At 61.1% G+C, this 19,870-nt stretch carries 17 protein-coding genes and 5 pseudogenes; 9 read left to right on the forward strand and 13 right to left on the reverse strand.

Going from position 1 to position 19,870, the window contains the following annotated elements; genetic code table 11:
• Positions 1-159: 159 nt before the first annotated feature.
• On the reverse strand, positions 160-2,499 hold the full coding sequence (locus tag AC0NIE_RS00005; RefSeq protein WP_474045526.1) for a S9 family peptidase: 2,340 nt from the start codon (positions 2,497-2,499) through the stop codon (positions 160-162).
• A 580-nt stretch (positions 2,500-3,079) separates the two neighbouring features.
• On the reverse strand, positions 3,080-3,283 hold the full coding sequence (locus tag AC0NIE_RS00010; RefSeq protein ID WP_473489982.1) for a hypothetical protein: 204 nt from the start codon (positions 3,281-3,283) through the stop codon (positions 3,080-3,082).
• Positions 3,284-3,378: 95 nt separating this feature from the next.
• On the opposite strand from AC0NIE_RS00010, the gene AC0NIE_RS00015 reads away from it, so the two are divergent.
• The gene (locus AC0NIE_RS00015; protein WP_473489983.1) at positions 3,379-3,744 is read left to right on the forward strand and encodes an ATP-binding protein; all 366 of its coding nucleotides are present in this window, start codon (positions 3,379-3,381) and stop codon (positions 3,742-3,744) included.
• 344 nt (positions 3,745-4,088) lie between these two features.
• Here the strand turns inward: AC0NIE_RS00015 and scpB are convergent.
• A pseudogene (gene scpB, locus AC0NIE_RS00020) lies at positions 4,089-4,638 on the reverse strand (SMC-Scp complex subunit ScpB).
• Here scpB and AC0NIE_RS00025 point away from each other — a divergent pair.
• Positions 4,525-4,761: a hypothetical protein gene (locus AC0NIE_RS00025; RefSeq protein ID WP_473489986.1), complete on the forward strand. Its 237-nt coding sequence runs from the start codon at positions 4,525-4,527 to the stop codon at positions 4,759-4,761. The pseudogene scpB and the gene AC0NIE_RS00025 overlap by 114 nt on opposite strands.
• A gap of 57 nt (positions 4,762-4,818) precedes the next feature.
• Here the strand turns inward: AC0NIE_RS00025 and AC0NIE_RS00030 are convergent.
• Positions 4,819-5,744: pseudogene (locus tag AC0NIE_RS00030) on the reverse strand (DUF1403 family protein).
• 217 nt (positions 5,745-5,961) lie between these two features.
• Here AC0NIE_RS00030 and AC0NIE_RS00035 point away from each other — a divergent pair.
• Positions 5,962-7,068: a tyrosine-type recombinase/integrase gene (locus AC0NIE_RS00035; RefSeq protein WP_473489984.1), complete on the forward strand. Its 1,107-nt coding sequence runs from the start codon at positions 5,962-5,964 to the stop codon at positions 7,066-7,068.
• A gap of 323 nt (positions 7,069-7,391) precedes the next feature.
• Here the strand turns inward: AC0NIE_RS00035 and AC0NIE_RS00040 are convergent.
• The 5 genes and pseudogenes from AC0NIE_RS00040 to AC0NIE_RS00060 form a co-directional block, all read right to left on the reverse strand.
• A pseudogene (locus AC0NIE_RS00040) lies at positions 7,392-7,705 on the reverse strand (hypothetical protein); the annotation flags it as partial.
• A gap of 89 nt (positions 7,706-7,794) precedes the next feature.
• On the reverse strand, positions 7,795-8,040 hold the full coding sequence (locus AC0NIE_RS00045; RefSeq protein ID WP_473489985.1) for a hypothetical protein: 246 nt from the start codon (positions 8,038-8,040) through the stop codon (positions 7,795-7,797).
• Positions 8,041-8,174: 134 nt separating this feature from the next.
• Positions 8,175-8,327, reverse strand: a pseudogene (locus AC0NIE_RS00050) (efflux RND transporter permease subunit); the annotation flags it as partial.
• Positions 8,324-8,731: an efflux RND transporter periplasmic adaptor subunit gene (locus AC0NIE_RS00055; protein WP_474047342.1), complete on the reverse strand. Its 408-nt coding sequence runs from the start codon at positions 8,729-8,731 to the stop codon at positions 8,324-8,326. The gene AC0NIE_RS00055 and the pseudogene AC0NIE_RS00050, both read right to left, overlap by 4 nt.
• Before the next feature lie 68 nt (positions 8,732-8,799).
• Positions 8,800-9,138, reverse strand: a complete 339-nt coding sequence (locus AC0NIE_RS00060) for a hypothetical protein (RefSeq protein ID WP_473483677.1) — start codon at positions 9,136-9,138, stop codon at positions 8,800-8,802.
• Positions 9,139-9,975: 837 nt separating this feature from the next.
• Between AC0NIE_RS00060 and AC0NIE_RS00065 the strand changes: the two genes are divergently transcribed.
• Both AC0NIE_RS00065 and AC0NIE_RS00070 read left to right on the forward strand, forming a co-directional pair.
• Positions 9,976-10,506 carry a class I SAM-dependent methyltransferase gene (locus AC0NIE_RS00065; protein WP_133254699.1) on the forward strand — a complete coding sequence of 177 codons (531 nt, stop codon included), beginning with the start codon at positions 9,976-9,978 and terminating at the stop codon, positions 10,504-10,506.
• A gap of 450 nt (positions 10,507-10,956) precedes the next feature.
• Positions 10,957-11,775 carry a hypothetical protein gene (locus AC0NIE_RS00070; protein ID WP_473483678.1) on the forward strand — a complete coding sequence of 273 codons (819 nt, stop codon included), beginning with the start codon at positions 10,957-10,959 and terminating at the stop codon, positions 11,773-11,775.
• A 148-nt stretch (positions 11,776-11,923) separates the two neighbouring features.
• Here the strand turns inward: AC0NIE_RS00070 and AC0NIE_RS00075 are convergent, their stop codons facing one another.
• Positions 11,924-12,427: a hypothetical protein gene (locus tag AC0NIE_RS00075; RefSeq protein ID WP_474045539.1), complete on the reverse strand. Its 504-nt coding sequence runs from the start codon at positions 12,425-12,427 to the stop codon at positions 11,924-11,926.
• Positions 12,428-12,553: 126 nt separating this feature from the next.
• Between AC0NIE_RS00075 and AC0NIE_RS00080 the strand changes: the two genes are divergently transcribed.
• The 4 genes and pseudogenes from AC0NIE_RS00080 to AC0NIE_RS00095 form a co-directional block, all read left to right on the forward strand.
• Positions 12,554-12,850: a hypothetical protein gene (locus AC0NIE_RS00080; protein ID WP_287307752.1), complete on the forward strand. Its 297-nt coding sequence runs from the start codon at positions 12,554-12,556 to the stop codon at positions 12,848-12,850.
• Positions 12,851-13,007: 157 nt separating this feature from the next.
• On the forward strand, positions 13,008-13,448 hold the full coding sequence (locus AC0NIE_RS00085) for a hypothetical protein (RefSeq protein WP_095493505.1): 441 nt from the start codon (positions 13,008-13,010) through the stop codon (positions 13,446-13,448).
• 742 nt (positions 13,449-14,190) lie between these two features.
• Positions 14,191-14,535, forward strand: coding sequence for a hypothetical protein (locus AC0NIE_RS00090; RefSeq protein WP_036267505.1), 345 nt, complete (start codon positions 14,191-14,193; stop codon positions 14,533-14,535).
• A gap of 78 nt (positions 14,536-14,613) precedes the next feature.
• Positions 14,614-15,116, forward strand: a pseudogene (locus tag AC0NIE_RS00095) (recombinase family protein); the annotation flags it as partial.
• 69 nt (positions 15,117-15,185) lie between these two features.
• Here AC0NIE_RS00095 and AC0NIE_RS00100 read toward each other — a convergent pair.
• The 3 genes from AC0NIE_RS00100 to rhaI all read right to left on the reverse strand — a co-directional run bounded on the left by AC0NIE_RS00100 (position 15,186) and on the right by rhaI (position 19,850).
• A complete protein-coding gene (locus AC0NIE_RS00100) occupies positions 15,186-15,908 on the reverse strand; it encodes a phytochelatin synthase family protein (RefSeq protein ID WP_244602620.1) in 723 nt (240 codons plus the stop codon).
• Positions 15,909-16,323: 415 nt separating this feature from the next.
• Positions 16,324-18,057, reverse strand: a complete 1,734-nt coding sequence (gene ggt / locus AC0NIE_RS00105) for a gamma-glutamyltransferase (RefSeq protein ID WP_473483681.1) — start codon at positions 18,055-18,057, stop codon at positions 16,324-16,326.
• A gap of 500 nt (positions 18,058-18,557) precedes the next feature.
• A complete protein-coding gene (gene rhaI, locus AC0NIE_RS00110; protein ID WP_473483684.1) occupies positions 18,558-19,850 on the reverse strand; it encodes an L-rhamnose catabolism isomerase in 1,293 nt (430 codons plus the stop codon).
• Positions 19,851-19,870: the final 20 nt, after the last annotated feature.

The raw sequence follows: 19,870 nt of genomic DNA on the forward strand, positions 1-19,870 counted from the left end.
CCGTCGAGCGTCGGAATCGCGCCTGTTTCCGTCTTGCGAAGGCCCGTGCGCAGGAATCGGCACAGGCCCTCGTCCGAGCGGTTCTCCGCTCGCTCGCCGCCTCGATCACAGCCAACAAAAGGGGGCGAGGATTGCTATAGGCAGAAGCTGCCGAAGCCATCATCGTGACGATTTGCTCTTTTGCAGCTCGGTTCGTTTAGCGTTCCAGTCGGGTGGGGTCTGATCGAGAATGTTGCGAACGAAGAAGTCCAGGAGTTTGCGCTCAGTGTAGATGCCTGGCGGGCCGTGATCGGCACCAGGCACATAGACCATGGCGAAATCTTTTCCCGCCTTGATGAGTCGGTCGGCAAGCTGCAGCGAGGAGGACGGGTCGACATTGCGGTCCATTTCGCCGACGACCAGCATCAGCTTGCCCCGCAGCCTGTAAGCATTGTCGATGGCGGAGGATTGGGAATATTCAATGCCGACTGGCCACCCCATCCACTGTTCGCTCCACCAGATCTGGTATAACCGGTTGTCGTAGCAGCCGTTTTTGGCGACCGCGACCTTATAGAATTCGGGATGGAAGAGCAGCGCGCCCACCGCGTTCTGGCCGCCTGCGGACCCGCCGAAAATGCCGACATTGGAGATATCGTACCATGGATACCTCGCGGCGGCCGCCTTGTGCCATAGGATGCGATCGGGAAAGCCTGCGTCCTTCAGATTTTTCCAGGCAACGTCATGAAAGGCGCGCGAGCGGTTGTTGGTACCCATGCCATCGATCTGCACAACGACGAAGCCCAGCTGCGTGAGCGGCTCTGTCCGTCTTGAGAAGGATTTTGGGACGAAGGAGCCCTGGGGCCCGGCATAGATATTCTCCACCACCGGGTACTTCTTCTTCGGATCGAAATTGGCGGGCAGGTGAATCACGCCCCAGATGTCAGTCTTGCCGTCGCGCCCCTTGGCGTGGAAGCTGAGTGGAGGCTGCCAGCCGGCGGCGACGAGCTCGGACATGTCGGCGGTCTCCACCTGCATGAGCTTGGCATTATCGATGGCGCGGTAGAGCGTCATGCGGGGCGGTAGATCGATGCGTGACCAGAGATCGACGTAATAGCGGCCGTCAGGAGAGAACTCGATATGGTGATTGGCCGGCTCGGGCGTGAGCTCAGTCAGCCCCTTCCCGTCGAAGCCGATGCGGTAGCCATGGACGAAGTAGGGATCCTCCCCCGGGTGCATCCCGCTCGCCTCGAACCAGATCTGGCGCTTGACCGGATCGACATGGTTGACCGCCCGGACCACCCACTCACCGCAGGTGATCTGGTTCTTCAGCGCGCCCGTCCGGCCGTCGAACAGATACAGGTGCTCATGCCCGTCGCGCTCGGATGCCCAGATGATCTCCTTCCCGTCGTCGACATCGTAACGAAAGATTTTCCCGGCATCCTCCTGATCCATCACCAGAGGCTGGTAATCAACAAATGTCTTGCTGGTCTCGTCGATGATCGAGCGCGCACGGGCCGTGGCGGCGTCTACCTCGACCAGCCGATAGAGCTGATGCCCGCGCTGGTTATATTCGAAAGTAAAGCCGCGACCGTCCGCCCACCACCGGGGAGGGGAAAGTTCGAGGGGGTTCGAGAACAGGGCGTCGTCAATCGCGACCTGGCGCTGGCCGGCAATCTCGAACAGGACCGGCTGGGGTAGCGGAAGGACATCGCCCGGCTTGGGATAGACCAGTGTTGAATGTTCGCGCTGCAACTGGTCCGTCGACGAATCGAGGTAGTGGAGCTCCCGCTTGAAGCCGGGACGAACACGGTAGGCCGCGAGGTGGCGCGAGTCCGGCGACCAGCTCAGTGTCGAAAAGTCGTAGTAATTGCCCTCTGATCCATCCCGGCTCAGCGCAACATTCTGCAATCCGTCCTTGCTGCGCAGGAAAACATTGTAGTTCTTTATATAGACGATCCACTTCCCGTCGGGCGAGACGCTCCTCTGGTCGGGGTTATTCTCAGCTGGTGGCGTGTAGTCGTGGCTGAGCTGAAAGGACGGGGCGTCCGCATCCAATTTTGTGCTGGTGCAGGCATAGCTTGCAACGTCGCAGCTCCACCGGACCTGCTCAATCAGGAAGTCGAGCCTGCGACCATCCTCGGTCAGTTCGAAACGTTCGAAGGGAAGATCGTCGGCCTGATACCGCTTATGGCTCGCCCCGTTAAGTGCCGCCGCCAGACGGGCCTGATCGAAGGGCGGCCGCTTCACGCCCGTGGCGACATCGACCAGCATGAACTGGCGCTTGCCGTGGCTAGTCCGGCGGTAGACGAAGGCTTCACCCCCAGTCAGCCAAAAAGGCATTTCGGGGACATTGGCACTGAGTCCGCTATAGCGATCGTTGATCGTAAGTGCCCGCTCGAAATCCGCCAGCGCCAGCGGTGGATGTGCACCATTCGAATCGTTGGCCAGCGCCTGAGCGGTTGCCGATCCCGATGCTCCCCCAATCAATAGCGCGAGCGTCAAAGCGCCGATTCTATACATACCTGTTCACCCTTTTCGGTTTTCGGAATACGCGTTTTTGGATTTGGCTTCTCATCGCCGGTTGCAACAGCGTTGAGCGTTGCTCGAAGGCGTCAGCACGCGGGGTGCGGCCGAGACGGCAGTCAACATGACCCGTGCGCCCTACGCCGATATCCAGGAACTGGCCGGGTGAACCAGACTGAAGAGTTGGCACCCGAGCCAGCAGAGTATTTTCCATGTCCACATGATGGAATCTTCAAAGCCCGATGGCGCCTTGCAATCACACTCCCTTGCTGTTCCTGCACCGGAAACGGCCGGAACGGGGCCCGGCACGAAGCGTTGGCGATCGACATTCTCTGCATGGCTGGCGTCAGTCCGTTGATCCCTGTCCGGATGAACGATGCAATATGCGCGCCAAAGGAAAATCCCTTTAGATCAAGGCGATCGATCGGACCGGCTGTGTCGGATGACCGACATTGACGTCGCATATCCGACAGCTCGGACAACCCCAAGTCACATTGACCTTGGGTGTATCTCGGGTTGACAAGAGTGACCTTGAAACGGAAGCGGCAGAACTCAAAGGCCGCTTCGAGGATCAGGATCAACGGAGCCGGGACTGTTCACCGAACACAGCAAGGCGGCAGACGCGGTCAATGCGATAGGAGATGACGATGCCGCTGCCCGGATCGAAGAGCGTCGCCGGACCGCGTCGCTCGAGATCGACGAGAAGGCTCTCCGCTATCTCAAGCTGCGGATTGGTGTCGTGGCGGCCGAACAGGCACTTCGCCTCTACCGGGACCGCCACCGGAGTTCCATGATGGCTCAAGCGTCTGAGGCGTTTCATACGATCAGCAGGGGCAACTACCGGGGCTCGTGACCCAGCCTGACAAGGACACCGAGATGCTCGTCGCCGTAAGCGCGGACGGCGGATCAAAGGTGGCGGCCGCGCTGTCGAAGGGAACGCGGTTCCAGCTTTATCTGGCCCTTCGCGTCGCCGGATATCATGAGTTCGCTTCTTCGCATCGGCCGGTGCCATTCCTGGCCGAGGACATCATGGAGACCTTTGACGATTTCCGCGCAGAGGAAGCCTTCCGGCTCTTCGCGGGAATGGCGAAGGTGGGACAGGTGGTGTACTTCACCCACCATCAGCACCTGTGCGACCTCGCGCGGAAGGCTGTGTCCGAGCGTGACGATCCACGAACTGCCGCAGGCTCCGGCGTCACTGCACCTGGTGAAGATCAGCCGACAGGTCGCCTAGTGTCGTAGCGGAAATGCGGTACCCCAAGAGCGTACCATCCTGTTCTCGCGCCAAGGGCGACATTGATTGGCTCGACCCCAACACTCTTCTTTGTTGCCCGGCGGCGTCGGCTCGTCCTGGCTGCAGGCGGCCATGACCGGTTGATTGCGCACTTCTCGGATTTCATGGACACGCATCAAGGATCGCCGAGGTCTGTGCGGTCACCCTCGACCGGCGCCGACCTTGCTGCTCTGCTCGCGGCCTATTCGCGCGCCACTGACGATGCGATCAAAACGAAGCGTCACCGTGTTCTTGCGGTCCCACGCGGATAGGATTGCTGCCCGCGAACCACCCATCCCTGGTGAGCAGCATGCTATTCATCACCGGCAACGCCCGCATCTTCTTCCCAGTCACTGGAAAACCCCGGCGTGATGTCGCCCGCCAGCAGCTTCTCCTTCGACAGCAGGCCTGCATCCTCGAGCGCTTCGATGTCGGGGAGATCGCGCAGAGTGTCGAACCCGAACTGCAGCAGGAACGCCTTGGTCGTGACATACGTGTATGGCGCGCCTGGGGTCGGACTGCGTGGGCCTGAGGCGATCAGGCCGAAGCCGCGCAAATTGCCGATCAGGTCGCGGCCGATTTCCTTGCCGAAGAAGGAGGACAGTTCGGCACGGGTGATCGGCTGGAAGTAGGCGATCGTCAACAGCACGAGTACCTCCGACTGCGAAAGGTCTAGCGTCCGCTCGGCTGGCGCCGACGGCGGTGCCAAATGCACTGCGGATGGCGTCGGCATAGGCCGGCCGCGTCAGATGCTTCCAGCCACCGGCGACCGCCACCAGATCATAGGGCCGGCCGCGCAGTTCCTCGCGGATATCATCGATGATGAGATCGATATTGCAGCTCTTGCCGACGATACGCGCCAGGGTGTCACGTGTCACCGGCTCGCTGGCCGCGAAGATCGTCGCTTCGACGCGGTTCATCCACTCCCGCCAACGAACCTCCGCCGGCAGGTGGTCGAGATCGCGATCGAACAGGCGGTCGCCTGATCGATGGTCATCTGATCGGCCCTGCCCTCGCCTCTTGCGGTCCGCTTCAGCCATTTCCTAAAGCCCGTAGATGCGGAACGTGGTGCGGCCGGACAGCTCGCGCACGGCGCCGAGATCGACCAGTCGGTCGAACAAGCGGCGCAGGCCGCGGTCGCTCATCCCGGTTTTTTTGTCCCCGCGCGAGGCAACCAGCGCGTCGTCGGACAGCAGCTTTTCGACGACGAGATCCGCACCCTTCGCGCGCAGCTTCGGCGTGACGGCAATGAGCCGCTCGGCGCGGCGGCCGAGCTCGATCGAGAGGTCGATGGCGCGCAGTGCGGCGCGCGCCTGAGCCACGAGCAGGCCCTGCACCCTCTCCCCGCCTGGCGCCTGATCCCTCTCCGTCAGACTGGTTGTTCTCACTCGCACGCCACGCGTGCTTCCGCCCGATGCAGGCTGCGCTCCCAGAAGCGGCACCGCATGCGGCCATCCCAGTCTTTGCGCGAGCAGGGCGTCGGCGAGCCACGAACCCAAATAGCGTCCGAAGCCATGGCGCCCGGCGCTCGCGAAAGCACCGGTCAGCATCTCGACAACCCCCTCTGCCGCAGACAGCTGGCCGATCTCGTCAACCAGATCGGTGACGGCTTCGTCGTCGCCGGCATGGCCGAGTTTCTCGTGCACGGCGGTGAGACTTGCCTCCGTCAGCAACTCCTCCGCGGGCCGGGCCGCCAGCCGCCGCCAGGCGAGGAGCAAAAGACCGGCGGGACCGACGGACGAAAAATCGCCCGGGCGGGTGAGCAGCACGGTGTCGCGCAGCGCGGCCTCGTCCTCGGTGCGCCCCGCCTGCCGCGCCGTTGTCGCGGCCGCCGCCAGCGCGAGGCGCTGCCGCCAGGCGCCCGCCCATTTTTCGTCCCGGCGCACGACAGCATCGAGCGCGGTCAGCGCCGCGCCGGCGGCAAGCGCAGCATCTCAAGGGTTTGCGCCGTCTCGACTGCCCTGCGCAGCTAGGATGGCACAGTCGCCATGGGCCCGATCGGCGCGGCGCCGAGCGGCTGGACTGCGTGTCGCGAAGGCGGTTTGGCGTGGAGAATCATCGTCGACAGCATGAATCATGGCGGCGCTTTTAACAACGACAATACGAACAAACCGCCGCGCCTGTCGTGGCCAGATAATGTCCGGTAAGGTTGCATTATCGGACGTATGGCGCTAGGCTGCCAAATCATGGAAAATCCCCCGTCCAAACCCGCCAAAAACGATCTTCCGGCTGAGGATCCGCTCGACTGCGAGATGCCCGATATCGTCGATCTCGTCATGGAGATGGGCCGGCCGACACCCCGTGTCCCGGCGCACGTCGAGGACCTGGTCGAAGCCGCCAAGGACTACGCCAACAACGCCAGTTCGGAGAACACGCGCGACGCCTACGCCAAGGACTGGCGTCACTTCACCTCCTGGTGCCGGCGCAACGGCTTCGATCCCCTGCCCCCGGATCCGAAGGTGATCGGGCTCTATATCAGCGCCTGCGCGGCTGGTGGACCGAAGCTCGGCGCCCCGGCGCTGTCCGTCTCGACGATCGAGCGCCGTCTCTCCGGCCTCGCCTGGAATTTTACCCAGCGCGGCCTTTCCATGGACCGAGCGGACCGCCACATTGCAACGGTGCTCGCCGGCATCCGCCGCAAGCATGCCAAGCCGCCGCGCGTGAAGGAAGCCCTGCTGGGCGAAGATCTGCTCGCCATGATCGCCACGCTCGGCCACGATCTCAGGAGCCTGCGCGACCGCGCCATCCTGCTGCTCGGCTTCGCCGGCGGCTTGCGGCGCTCGGAAATCGTCGGGCTCGACGTCACGCGCGAGGAAAAGAGCGATGGGGCTGGCTGGATCGAGATCTTTCCGGACAAAGGGGTGCTGGTCACGCTGCGCTGCAAGACCGGCTGGCGCGAGGTCGAGGTCGGCCGCGGCTCCAGCGATTTTTCTTGTCCGGTTGTCGCGCTGGAGACCTGGATCAGACTGGGAAGGATCGCCCGCGGGCCACTGTTCCGGCGCATCTTCAAGGACAACAAGACCGTCGATGTCGAGCGGCTTTCCGACAAGCACGTCGCCCGCCTGGTCAAAAAGACCGCACTGGCCGCCGGCGTCCGCGCCGATCTTGCAGAGGGCGAGCGTGAACAGCTGTTTGCCGGGCATTCCCTGCGCGCCGGCCTCGCCTCCTCGGCCGAGATCGAGGAACGCTACGTGCAGAAGCAACTCGGTCACGCGTCAGCGGAGATGACCCGAAAATATCAGCGACGCCGTGACCGATTCCGCGTCAACCTCACCAAGGCGTCCGGGCTCTGAAGAGCCCCTCCCCTCCCCTGATTGAAGCTGCAACATAAAAAAATCGAGGGTTGGGTTTTCAGCTTAGGACTTCAATTGAAATCGGGAAGTAAAAGCCACAGGGCCAGAAGGTCTTCGGCGCGGGCGAGCGGCGATAGCAGGGTGGTGAGAGGCAAATTTGCGGTGTCGTAAGCCATTGATTCTGTTGTATGCGATTTGCGTAACGGTAGCTATACCGCCATTTACTTCCGTCACAGGCGATAATCCCGGGCGTGAAGCTCACTATCGATAATGACCTCTTATCGATATCGATCGAATAGTTCGCTGATTCGACTATTAACCGCTCATATGAAGCGATTACTTCCATGTATCTGCTGCGCTATCCTAGTCCTAGCGTTGGAGTGTCGCTCCTCACCTCCTCCACCACTCACCAGCCCGACGGGAATATCGCCCGCCAGCAGCTTCTCCTTGCTGAGCAGCGCGGCAACGTCAAGCGCCTCGAAATCGGGCAAGTCCCGCAGTGTGTCGAGGCCGAAGTGCAACAGGAAGGTCTTGGTCGTGACGTAGGTGTAAGGCGTGCCAAATTGCGGGCTGCGCGGCCCGGAGGCGATAAAATCCTGCGACCGAGCGCTCCGATCGGGTCGCGGCTGAACGCCTTCAGGGTCTCCCTACGCTCCTTGGAGTTTGGCCTGATCCCTGATGTTGAAATGATTGATGAGGACTGTGGTGCCCGGGTAAATATAGGCGTCACTCATCAAGCGGCACGGGCACGCCTTGCTTCGACATAGACATCGCCCAGCTGATCGCAGTCCGCTCGCTCAACGGCCCGGCCTCTTCGCACAGGACGAGGAACTGTTCGAACAGGTTCGGCTTGTCTCGCAACACGGCCATTGCCGAAAGCACAGCCTTGTGACCATCCGCCAGCATCGCTGCGACGATCGGCTCAAGCGGTTTCTGGTCGAGGGCTCTGATGACCTGTTTGGCAAGCCGCAACGCATGCGCTCGATCCCCCGTAGAGCTCGCCGTTTGCCCTTTTCGAAGGTGCGCACGTAGCGCGGCCGCTCGCCGCGACCGGTCCAGCGCTCGCAAGAACCCAGCACCAACAGGCTTTGCGTCCGATCACCCTAACCCTTGATGGAGTATGAGAACTCCATTGTCGGTGGCGCGATTTCGGGATATTGCGCGACCGGAAGCTGCGTATAGGCGATGCCGCCGACGAGCACGATCGACAGCACCGCCGCGAAGATCGGGCGGTTGACGAAGAAATGGGCGAAGTTCATTGCGTCTGCCCTTCGGCTTCAACCTTGGGCGGCAACGTGGTCATCTCGGACTTGACGGTGACGCCCGGCCGCACTCGCACCAGCCCGTTGATTACCATGGTCTCTTCGCCGGTGAGGCCCTCGCGGATAACGCGATAGCCGTCGATGCGCGGGCCGATGCGGACCGGCTTGGCCGAGATCAGGCCTGCCTCGTCGACAACGAAGACGATGCGGCGGTTCTGGTCGGCGCCGATCGCCTCGTCAGGCAGAAGCACGCCCGGATGCGGCAGCGAGCCGGGCACGTTGATGCGGCCGAACATGCCCGGCTGCAGCACGCCGTCCTTGTTGCCGAAGCGCGCCCTGGCCCGCATCGTGCCGGTAGCTTCGTCCAGACGATACTGCGAATCATCGATGAGCGTTTTCAGTTTGCTGAGGGCTGGTCTGGGTAACCTTCAAATTGGCTAGCGCGTAGTCCGCTAGGCTGGGATCGTCGTCACGGTTTCTGTGATAGCGCAGTTCCTGCCCGTCTGATGCGCGACAGATTTTCGATGAAACGCTCAAGCGCGGCGATCGTCTTGGAAAGCGCCTCGTCGCCAATCGCGGTGGCGTGAAGGCGTTCCCGGTGGGCCTTGATGTTGTGATCGCGCTTCCTGTCACCGCGGACAATTTGCGCGGCGACCAGCCGATCGGTCGCGAATTTCAGCGCCAGCTCGATGGCATGGCGCGCATTGTAAAGCATGGGCAGGACAAGCGTGTTGCGTTTGCCAAACAATTGCTTCTCGATGACCGCGTCAACAAGCTCCATCGCTGCCTCGATTGTAGCCATCGCCATAGTTTGCCTCCTCGACCTGCCTGCCAATGCAGGCAATCCATTCAGAATCGTCCACCATCTTGAAGAAGGGGTCGTGTGCATAGGGGTCGGGTTCAACCATCGCTCACTAAACCCAAACGCGAGTATGTCCGATACGGTATCAGAAGTGATTGTGGCCATGGCTCAATGAGGCGCATTGCTGCTGCGTGCGGTTGCGCAACCATCATGTCCTATGCGGGGCGATGATAGGGGGCAATCTGCACAATCTGACGATGCTCTTCACGCCCGCACCGTCACACCCCCCAAGCTCGCTTTCACCTCAGATGAGGCTTCCGACCAGGACAAAAGGGGACTTTTCCGCCGTACCGTTCCGCATCGGTGTGTTCTAAACATCAAAGTTATGGACGACGCATATCCTGAATTGCCGCTTTGTTTCCGCCATCTTCAATTGGTAGAGCGATCAGAGGTCGGGAAATCGGAGGCAGCGGACCCTCTATTTGCTCACGCAGCATGGAATGCGATCGAGAGGACTTATCTGGACCAAGCTCGAGTAACGACAGCAATGGGCTTTGAGATAAGGTTGGGACGCGATGGCATTGAGCGAATAGAGCGATATCCGGGAACCGAACCAATCCACAGAAATATTTTGTTGGTATTTTTGTTGGCTAGTCCTGCTATAGCGTGAGTCCTAACGATTTGGAAACAGAGAGAGTTTTCCATCTTTTGGATTCCGCCTCTGGGCACCATTTTCCATGGCAATTGCTTAACCGTCCGACAGACGTTTCGTTGGACTTTGCCGGAAAATGCTAACGGGCGCAGATAAAATTCGACTTTGGTCCAGGACACGGAAGGATAGTCGTGCCTTTTTGGAAATCGCACAAGAAATATAGCGCAGGAACGTGGGACGATCGGCTCGATGGATTATTTTCATGCGGGGTAAACTACTCCGGTAAGACGATCCTTGATGTTGGCTGCAATATGGGCATCGTCGCTTATGAAATCGCCAAACGCAGACCGGCCTACATCCACGGCATTGACATTCTGAAGCCACACACCCGCGTGGCGCGTTCCATCTTTCTAGGATCGAACGTAGAAAGCCGATTTGACGCCATGAACCTAGGCAGCCGAAAGCTTCAATCTGTTCTAAATGACAGTTACGATATCGTGCTTCTTCTCGCTGTGTACCAGCATGTCCGCAGGGGGTTGGGTCAGGAGGAGGCCGATCGCATCTTCACCGACATCATCAACCGCGCACAGACGATTGTGGCGCGAGTTCCCGACGAAGACGACATCCGGCTTCAGTCTTTGATCGAGGGTGCTGGGTTCACCTTATCTGATCGCCACAAATCGCCACGCGGCAGTACAGTTCTGGCGTATCATCGCCACTAGGCCGGCGGATGGCGATTGCCTGCGCGACCTACGGACCAGACGTTGTGAGAGGACGGTCGCCGCTCGATAGTCAGGGCGGTGGAAGAGCTGAGGGTGCTGACCGGTGGATTTTGTGTCGCCGGATGATGCGATGGCGAACGCCCTTTCAGCGGTGGCACTCAAGCGCGGCTGCGCGGTTCTGTTCGACGAACGGGCGGCGCCGATATCCTGCATCCGCTCTAGCGCAATTCCAAGAACGGTCTTCCGTCCGGAATTTAGCAGAAACGAACGGTTAGAGTCTTTTTGGCTTTGATTGAGACAGTTCTGCCCGGGGGAATTTCGAGGGCCTCGGTGCAGGTCGGCGTCGCAACCCGCCGGACTTTCGCATTTGCATAAAGTTTCTCAGATATAAATTAGCTCTTCGTTATATTTGGCAGTTATATGCGGAGGTGCGATTCAAAAGGAGGAATTATGACATCCCGAAAGACTCTTTTCGCCGCATTTGCCGTGTTCGCGCTTCTGGCATCTCCGGCGCTGGCCGGTGCAGGCGGTAACGGCCATGGTGGCGGCAACGGCCATGGTGGCGGTAACGGCCATGGTGGCGGCAACGGTAACGGCGGCGGCAACGGCAATGCTGGCGGCAATTCCGGCAATAGCGGGTCGCACGGCAAGTCGGCGTCAGCCAAGGGGCAGGTGGCCAAGGCCGAAACGGAGACTGTTGCAAGCGTTGACGACACTGAGCAGACCGCCCCTGTGTCCAAGGAAAAGAATATCCGTGCCAAGCTCGGCCGGTTGAACTCGCTGCAGCGCAACGTCAACGCCTACATGAACTCCAAGAGCAAGAAGTTCGCTGCCGTACAGGCCTTTGCGGCGGCGTCGGCGAACGCCCAGAACGCGCAGGCCGCGGCTGACAAGGCGGCCGCGGCGGCGGTCGACGCTCAGACCCAACTGGATGCCCTGAACGCGCAGCTCGACACGTTGAACGGGCTTACGCCTGACCAGATTGCAGCCATGACGCCCGAGGACCAGGCGGCCCTGCCGGGACAGATCGCGGATCTGGAAGCGCAGGTCGCGGCCCAGGAAACCACGGTCTCGGATGCCGAAGCAGCGGCTGCCGCAGCCCAGACGGCTGCCGACCAGACCGCTGTCGGCACCGACGATGCATCGCTCGACGCGGCACTGGCCGACATGGCCAACAAGCCCGTCGACGCCGAGGTCACGGACTGGGCCAAGGGTGTGCTTGCCGACAAGATCGACCAGGCGGCCGCCAAGCTGGCTCCGGCGCCGTAAAGCCGATCGCGCCTGAAACGACCCAGTCGAACGACCAAGCCGCCGGGTTTCGCCCGGCGGCTGTTTTTGACGGCACGACGGAAGAGGGGCGCGCTGTCCCGCCAGCGCCAAAAGGTTCCTGTGGGCGTCACCTGCCCTATGGTCGGCGTCACCACGCACTGAGGGCTATTGGCGTCATCGGCCGACGTGCTGCAGTCCGGCGGCGTTGCCGGTAGCCCGACACGTCACTGATGACGAAATAGGCCTCACCCAGGTCGGAGAACGGCGCCGCGCCAGCCATCCATTTGAGCATTCCCTCTCGGCCCGGCTCTTTCAGAAAGGCCGCAGTGTCCTTGGCCGGGTCGATCGCCTTCAGAGCGGTCCGATCGGCGACATAAACCGGCACGTCGAGAAAATCGCGTGAGGCAGCGGGCAATCCTGCAAATTTGCAGTTTTGATCAGAAGTGGCCGTGCCAGCGCTGACCTTCCTGCGGCGCGTCTGGGTTCTCGGTCCACATAACCGTTTCCCCATCTTCGGACGGCTCTGCGTCGTGGCTGTCCTCGTCGTCGCAGTTGTCAAGTTCGCGGTCATCGCGCTGCCTGGACCGCGATCCGGCCAGCCTGACGAACGCTCGTCGTCAGCGCTGTCTTCTAGGTCGCAGTCGACCTCCATGAGATCCAGTGCCGTGATGGAGCGACATAGAACGGTCCAGGAGGTCGTTTAAGCTGCGTCTCGATGGCTTGGTGCCATGTGCGATGGCGGCGGGGCTGGCGTCAGGCTGAGCAGGAAGGCTTAGCGATGATCATCCGAATTTACAGGGGCACGGTTTTCGCCGGCAAGGAACACCTCTGGCAGGATCGTGTCGAAAGGCTTTCGATACCCTGGCTGAAGAAGCAAGCCGGATTGGTAGCATTCTATCCGGGCAAACCGATGGTTGAGAGCGGGAGCCGAACCTTTTGCATGTGCATGGTCTGGGAGAGCGTCGAGGCCATAGAGGCGGCCGTTGGACCAAGCTGGAATCAATCGATCTATATGGGCGATGAAAAGGCGTTAATTGAGTCGTCCTCTCTTGAGCACTTTGAGGTCTACCCGTAGGCATAAGGAAAGCGCGCGCCGGACTTGGTTCATAGTAGAGAATGGCGGCCTCGCCCGGCGAAACGTCTTTGCTCACGTTAGGCGGATGACGGATTTGATTTGCTTGGTGATCCCCTATCCTTAGGGCAAACTGCCTGCTGGGGCTCTAGGAGGCGAAATGAGAGCACGCGCAGCAACGGTTGGAGATCTGGAAAATGTTTTCAGTGATCTGTCCAAGCGGATATCGGACGAGTACGTCGCGGCCGGCAAGGACAGCAAGATCGCCTACGACAATCTGATGATGAACTTGAAAGAAGGCCGTGCTCATGCGCTCGTGCAGGGCGAAAAAACGGTAGCGCTCATAGCGTGGCACGAGAATAGCGACGCTGCTGATACGCTGTTCGCCGCGCAGGAGGATTTCTTCAGCGCCGCGACCGTTCGCTTCTGCAAGCGGCACATTCGCCATATCCAGGCGCTCGCCGGCAACCTCCCCATTCACTCGCGCAGCTGGCTCCAGAGACCGGACGTCGCAAAATGGTTCCGGATTATCGGCTATGTCGAGCGAGGCCAGGAGAATGGCGCCAACCTGTTCGAACTGCCGCCGGCTCCCGCAGCCTAAAAATCTCGGCGTGCTGCGAAACCTGCCATCGAGTTCCGGTGGCGCCGCGCTTATATCGGCGTGCCGATGATTGAATTCAATCGTGCCGCCGCCCCGATGCGCCAGCAAAAAGGCCCGCCGCGCCATTTGCGAAGCGGCGAGGCCCCATATTTGGGGACAACTTCCGGGCAGTTGGCCGGCATTGCTTACGGTGCAATTCAGGTGCCAGACGACTGGCCATAATGGGTCACCGCACCGGAAAGCGCGAACCATCTTCCGCGATCACACCACTGCCATACCGCGCCATTCCTGTTATATTTTCTTGCGGCGGACCTGATTTCCGCTTGGCCGGCGCCCATCAGGCAATCTACCCCAACGCCCCCCCAAAGTGGCGCCGGCCAACCTCCCCGCCGACCCAATCTTCGCCACACCGATATCGTCAGGCACGCCGTTCGATGGCGAAGCTTGCGCGTGATCGTCGTCAGGCCCGACAGTCAAGGGCAGCGGTTCGAATCCGCCTGCAGAGGGGCGGACGTTCAACTCGAAACGCCCGGCTGGCGATTCCAATCCGACAGATCGCCTGGAACGGCAGGACGATCCCACAGATCGCCTGGAACTCCGGGACGATCCGACATAAATCCAAGAAACCGCTAGCAAGCCGCGGCCAGAAAGTGTTGAAGACCGTGCCGGTCGCATTGAACGCGGCGCGATCCGGTTGCGCTCGGCGAGGCTTGATGATTTGTTGCCGCTTCAAGGAGAATGAATGATGCGCGAGCCTGTCGGTCAAGACGAATATGGGTCGGCCAACCCCTTCGACCCGGACGACCTGACGACGTTGAACGTGATGGGTCCGGGGGTGGCCAGTAACGATTTCGAGAAATACGCGGTCGCCGTGATCATCGTGTTCGGCGCTCTCATCATTGGCGGCTTGATGGCCGCAACCCTGGCCTTGGGGCACCGTAACGGCTTCCTGTACGCGCTTGGCGGCGCCACCGCGGCGTGGATATCGGGAAATGCGCTTCTGCTCGATCGGCCGCGCATCTATGCGTTGTTCGTCGGCATCGCGGCGGTGATGCTGATTGCGTCCACCATCACGCTGGTCATCTGACGGGTCTGCCGATATTCAGGTGATGCAGGCCTGACCTGAATCTCAACAGAGTCGGGGCGCACGAAATCTAGTGTCCACGTCGAGCCGCGCCGCAGCATCACCGAGACGGTTTCCGGAAGCACGGCCATTGCGCAACGGCAGGGCTTCACGCGGCTTATCGATCGGCTGGAATCAGGGGACGTACTGATCGTGACCAAGCTTGATCGTCTCGGCCGCGACGCCATCGACGTCAGCTCCACGGTCCGGACGCTGGCCGAAATGGGCGAGCGCGTTCATTGCCTCGCTCTTGGCGGCGTCGACCTTACCAGCTCAGCCGGGACGCGACCATGAACGTGCTCAATGCTGTCGCACAGTTCGAGCGGGATTTGCTGATCGAACGCACCCAGTCCGGCCTCAAACGCGCCAAGTCGGAAGGCAAGGCTCTCGGTCGCCCCTCGACCCTCAGCGAAAAGCAGAAGCAGGACGTGCGCGACGATCTGGCGACGGGAATGAGTGTTTCGGCGGCCGCCAGAAGGTTTGCGACCAGCCGGCAGACGATCATGAGCATTCGTGACGAAAGCTCACGATCCGTTCGACCTTAGCGTGTCTGGGGGGAACAGTTCTTATTCCGACCCCTCATAGAATCGATTTGCAACCCGGGCTAGCCAACATCAGGGCTTGGCAGCAATCAGAACATAACCCCGCGTACGGTTGGCATTGTCCGAGTCTTGCGTGTTCATCGCGTTAAATAGGTCGGCTGTCGTCACCCAGACGGGGGGATATTTGTAGCGGGCAACGTCGAGGATGAGGAAACGGTCGGTCTCGGCATCATAGGCGGCCAAGGGCGAGATGTGGCCGCCTTTTTCCTGGCCCATGGCTTTGCGCAAGTAATTGACGATGACAAACTGCTTTTTGGTCGCGAGATAGCCTCGGGCTTCCTTACGGAAGGTGTCCAGGCTGCTGTCAGCAGCATGTCGCACTTCAACCTGCACGGGCTGCAAGGCAAGAAGGCCACCCAATTCATCTAAGGTCATGCCCTGCTTTTTGATTGTCTCAGCCGGAATGACCTGCTCGCTGCGGGCATCCAGAAGATTGTCCTGAGTGAAGGTGCTGTAGGGGTCGTACTCGGGCACTGGTGGGGCTGGAACGCCAATGGCATTCAGAACCATGACACTGCTGGCCACCCCACAAAAAGCTTGGTTCTTCTGGGTGACGAAATTTATGGCCAGCGGAAAATAGGCTTCCCGGGCATCGGCCTCGATCAGGAGCGTTTCACCGGCATCGGAAGCCGCCCCGATGAGATTTGCTGGCAGTGGCAACGTCTCGGCTCTGGCCTCCATCGAGGCCAATAACGTGGCAAACAGTGCGAGTCGAATGACATGCTTCATGAACATCGTCGCGCTCCTTGGCTGATCACCCTTCGGCCTGACAAACTTGCTCCTACGTTTCGCAACTGTCCAGAGGAGCTTCGGCGCAACGAGAGCCATCTGTGACCCCTGATGTGAGTGACCCAGGTGGTTTGCGGCGTTTCTCCGACAACGGAAGCTGGCACGGTTTACAGGCGGATCCTTCATTATCGGGAACGGGCCTCCTGGTCGTCATTGCGGCGGCATTTTTCCTCGCCTCGAAGGCTAGAGCCGGAGAACTGGACACCGCTTGCACCTTCCGCGAAGCTGCCAATTTCCCCGCGGGGGAAATTGGCTGGCAGGGTGCTGTCCCTCGACCTCTCAAGGCCTGGGTTCCTCGCCCGCCGCGAAGCGGGGGGATCGCGTCGACCATTGCGCCGGTCACTTAACTCAAGCGAATAACCTAATATCCGATGGCCTCGCCGGAAGCGGCGCGGCTGTCGATGGCGCCGTTGTAGCGGCCGCCGCCGCCCTTCTCGATTTCCGCCAGGCTCTTGCCGCCGACCAGAATGCCGGCCGCCTCACCCCAGCTCGCGTCGGCGAGATCGAGGTGGTAGCCCATGCTGGCAAGCAGTTTTTCGGTGTCCGGCGACAGGCCGAACGGCTCGATATAGACCGTGTCGGGCAGCCATTGGTGGTGGATGCGCGGCGCGTCGATCGCTTCCTGGATGTTCATGCCGTGGTCGACGACGTTGACGATCGCCTCCAGCGTGATGGTGATGATGCGCGAGCCGCCGGGGCTGCCTATGACCATGAACGGCTTGCCGTCCCTGGCGACGATGGTCGGGCTCATCGACGACAGCGGCGTCTTTTTCGGCACGATGGCATTCGCCTCGCCCTGGACGAGGCCGTAGAGATTGGGCACGCCCGGTTTCTGGGTGAAATCGTCCATCTCGTTGTTGAGCAGGATGCCGGTGCCGTCGGCGACGACGCCGGCGCCGAACGAACCGTTCAGCGTATAGGTCACCGCGACGGCGTTGCCATCATTGTCGATGATCGAATAATGCGTCGTCTCCTGGCTCTCACCAAAGCCCTTCGGCATCAAGTCCTGCGACACCCCGGCCCGGAACGGATCGATCTTTTCGCGGATTTCCTTCGCGTAGTTCTTATCCAGCAGCTTTTCGACCGGGTTGTCGACGAAGTCGGGATCGCCGAGCGCCGAATTGCGGTCGACATAGGCATGGCGCATTGCCTCGACCATGATTTTGACGGTTTCGGCGGAACCCGCGCCGAGATAGGACAGCGGGTAGAATTCCAGCACGTTGAGGATCTCGCAGATGATGACGCCGCCCGAGCTCGGCGGCGGCGAGGAGGTGATCTCATAGCCGCGGTAATTGCAGGTCACCGGCTCGAGTTCGCGAACCGCGTAGTTCTCGAAATCCGCCTTGGCCAGAATGCCGCCCTTCTCCCCGCTCGCCCTGACGATGGCGGCGGCGATCGGTCCTTTGTAGAAGGCATCGCGACCTCGTTCCGAAATAGCTGAGAGCGAGGAGGCGAGATTAGCCTGAACAAGGCGCTCGCCGACGGCATAAGGCTTGCCGTCCGGCTTCAGGAATATGGCGGCGGCGGCCGGGTCCTTGGCCAGCCGCGCGGCACCGCCTTCGAGCGAGGCGACATCGCCCTGCTCCAGCACGAACCCGTCCTTGGCATATCGGATTGCCGGGGCCATCAAGTCCTGCCGCGTCAGCGTGCCGTATTTTTCCCTCGCCGTCTCTAAGCCGGCCACCGAGCCCGGCACGCCGACCGCGAGATAGCCGTCGAGGCTGGCGCCTTTCACCGGCTTGCCATCCTTGTCGAGATACATGGTTTTCGTCGAGGCGAGCGGCGCGCGCTCGCGGAAATCGAGGAAAGTCGAGCGGCCGTCCTTGAAGCGGATGGTCATGAAACCGCCACCGCCGATATTGCCGGCGTTCGGATAGACGACAGCCAGCGCATAGCCGACGGCGACCGCCGCATCGACGGCGTTGCCGCCCTTCTTCAGCACCTCGACGCCGACTTCAGACGCAAGATGCTGGGCGGTCACCACCATGCCATGCTCGCCCTTCGCCGGCTGCGGCGAGGCGGCGAAGATGGCCGTCAGCGGCACAAAGGCCAAGGTGAGGGAAAGACTGATCGCGATTAGGGTGCGGCGATGCATGGCCGTTCTCCGAGGCGTGGCGATGCGCCGTAGGAAAGCCGCTTGGAGAGGCTGAGTCCATGGCAATAGAACGGAAAGGGATTGGTGCAGCCCTCACCGGCCGCTTCGTAACCACCGTTGCGATCTTCGGCTGATGTAACGGCATGGATCCTAGGGTCTCCGCGACGTCGCTTCGCTCCTGCTCCGCCCTAGGATGACGAAAGCGTGTTGGCTTGTGGCTAATCGCGGATGTTGGAGATTGGCGGCTAATGGCAACCTTGGAGATTGGCCGATACGATTTTCCCTTCGTCATCCTAGGGCGAGCAGTCGCGAAGCGACGTCGCGGAGACCCTAGGATCCATGCCGTGACCTCTCAGCGTCGCAGCGTCGATGGCAAGCCCCTACCTCAACCTTCAGCCATTTTGTTCTTGCTTTGTGCCGGCAGTTATGCTAGTGGTTTCCGCACGGTGCTGATTTGGGCCGCGACCCGCCGTTGGCGGGTTTTTCGTTTCAGGCCGGTATCAAACAATCCCACCGCTGCCACCCGCAACCGGCGGCCGTTCCGCCGCGACCTTGGCCCGATAGCCGGCGGCGCGGTAGGCGGCAACCGGATCGATGGCGCCGCCCGTGTTCAGCCGCGCCATGGCGAGGATCGGCTCGATGTCGGTGCGATAGGCGGCTTTCAGCGTCTGCGTCGCCATCAGCGCGTCATTGGCGTCCTGATAGGCTTCCAGTGCCTTGCGATCGACCAGCAGCGCCTGCGCATAGGCGCGCTGCACCTCGACCGCCGACAACATCAGGCTTTCGATCGGATCGGTGACGTTGTGGCTCTGGTCGAGCATGTGAGCCGGATCAAAACCTTCGGCACCGGAAAGCTCGGCATCGACCAGTTCGTTGAAGACGAGGAACAGCCGGTAGGGATCGATCGAGCCGGCGTCGAGATCGTCGTCGCCATATTTCGAATCGTTGAAATGGAAGCCGCCGAGCTTCTTGAACTGGATCAGCCGCGACACGATCATCTCGATGTTGACGTTGGGCGCGTGATGGCCGAGGTCGACCAGGCAGAACGCCTTGTCGCCGAGCTCTTTGGCGATGATGTAGTTGGTGCCCCAATCCTGCACGACCGTCGAATAGAAGGCCGGCTCGTACATCTTGTGCTCGGTGAACAGCTTCCAGTCGTCCGGCAGTCCGGCGTAGATCTCCTTCATCGCGTCGAGATAACGCTCGAACGCCTTGGCGAAATTGACCTGACCGGGAAAATTCGAGCCGTCGCCGATCCACACCGTCAGCGCCTTCGAGCCCAGCGTCTTGCCGATCTCGATGCATTCGAGATTGTGCTCGACCGCCTGCCGGCGCGTTGCGGCATCGGCATGCGACAGCGAGCCGAATTTGTAGGAAAGTTTTTGGTCCCTGGCGTCGGAGAACGTGTTCGAATTCATGGCGTCGAAGCCGAGGCCGAAGCGGGAGGCCGCCTGCTTCAGCCGGTTCGGGTCGGCCTTGTCCCACGGAATGTGCAGCGAGACTGTCGGCGTCGCCTGCGTCAACTGCCGGATCACGGCGCAGTCTTCGATCTTGTCGAAGATGTCGCGCGGCTCGCCGGCGCCGGGAAAGCGGGCAAAGCGGGTGCCGCCGGTGCCGACGCCCCAGGACGGGATCGCCACGGCGAATTTTTCGACCTTGTCGCTGATAGCGTCGATGGCGATGCCGCGGCGGTCGAGGCGCTCGCCGAGCGAGTCGTAATCGCGCTTGAGGTCGGCCGCGCGCGCGGCGTTGTCCTTGTCGACGATGTCGGCTGAGATGATGGTTTCGGACACTGCGTTTCCTCCCAAATGCG

It is taken from the genome of Mesorhizobium sp. WSM4842, from assembly GCF_055901575.1.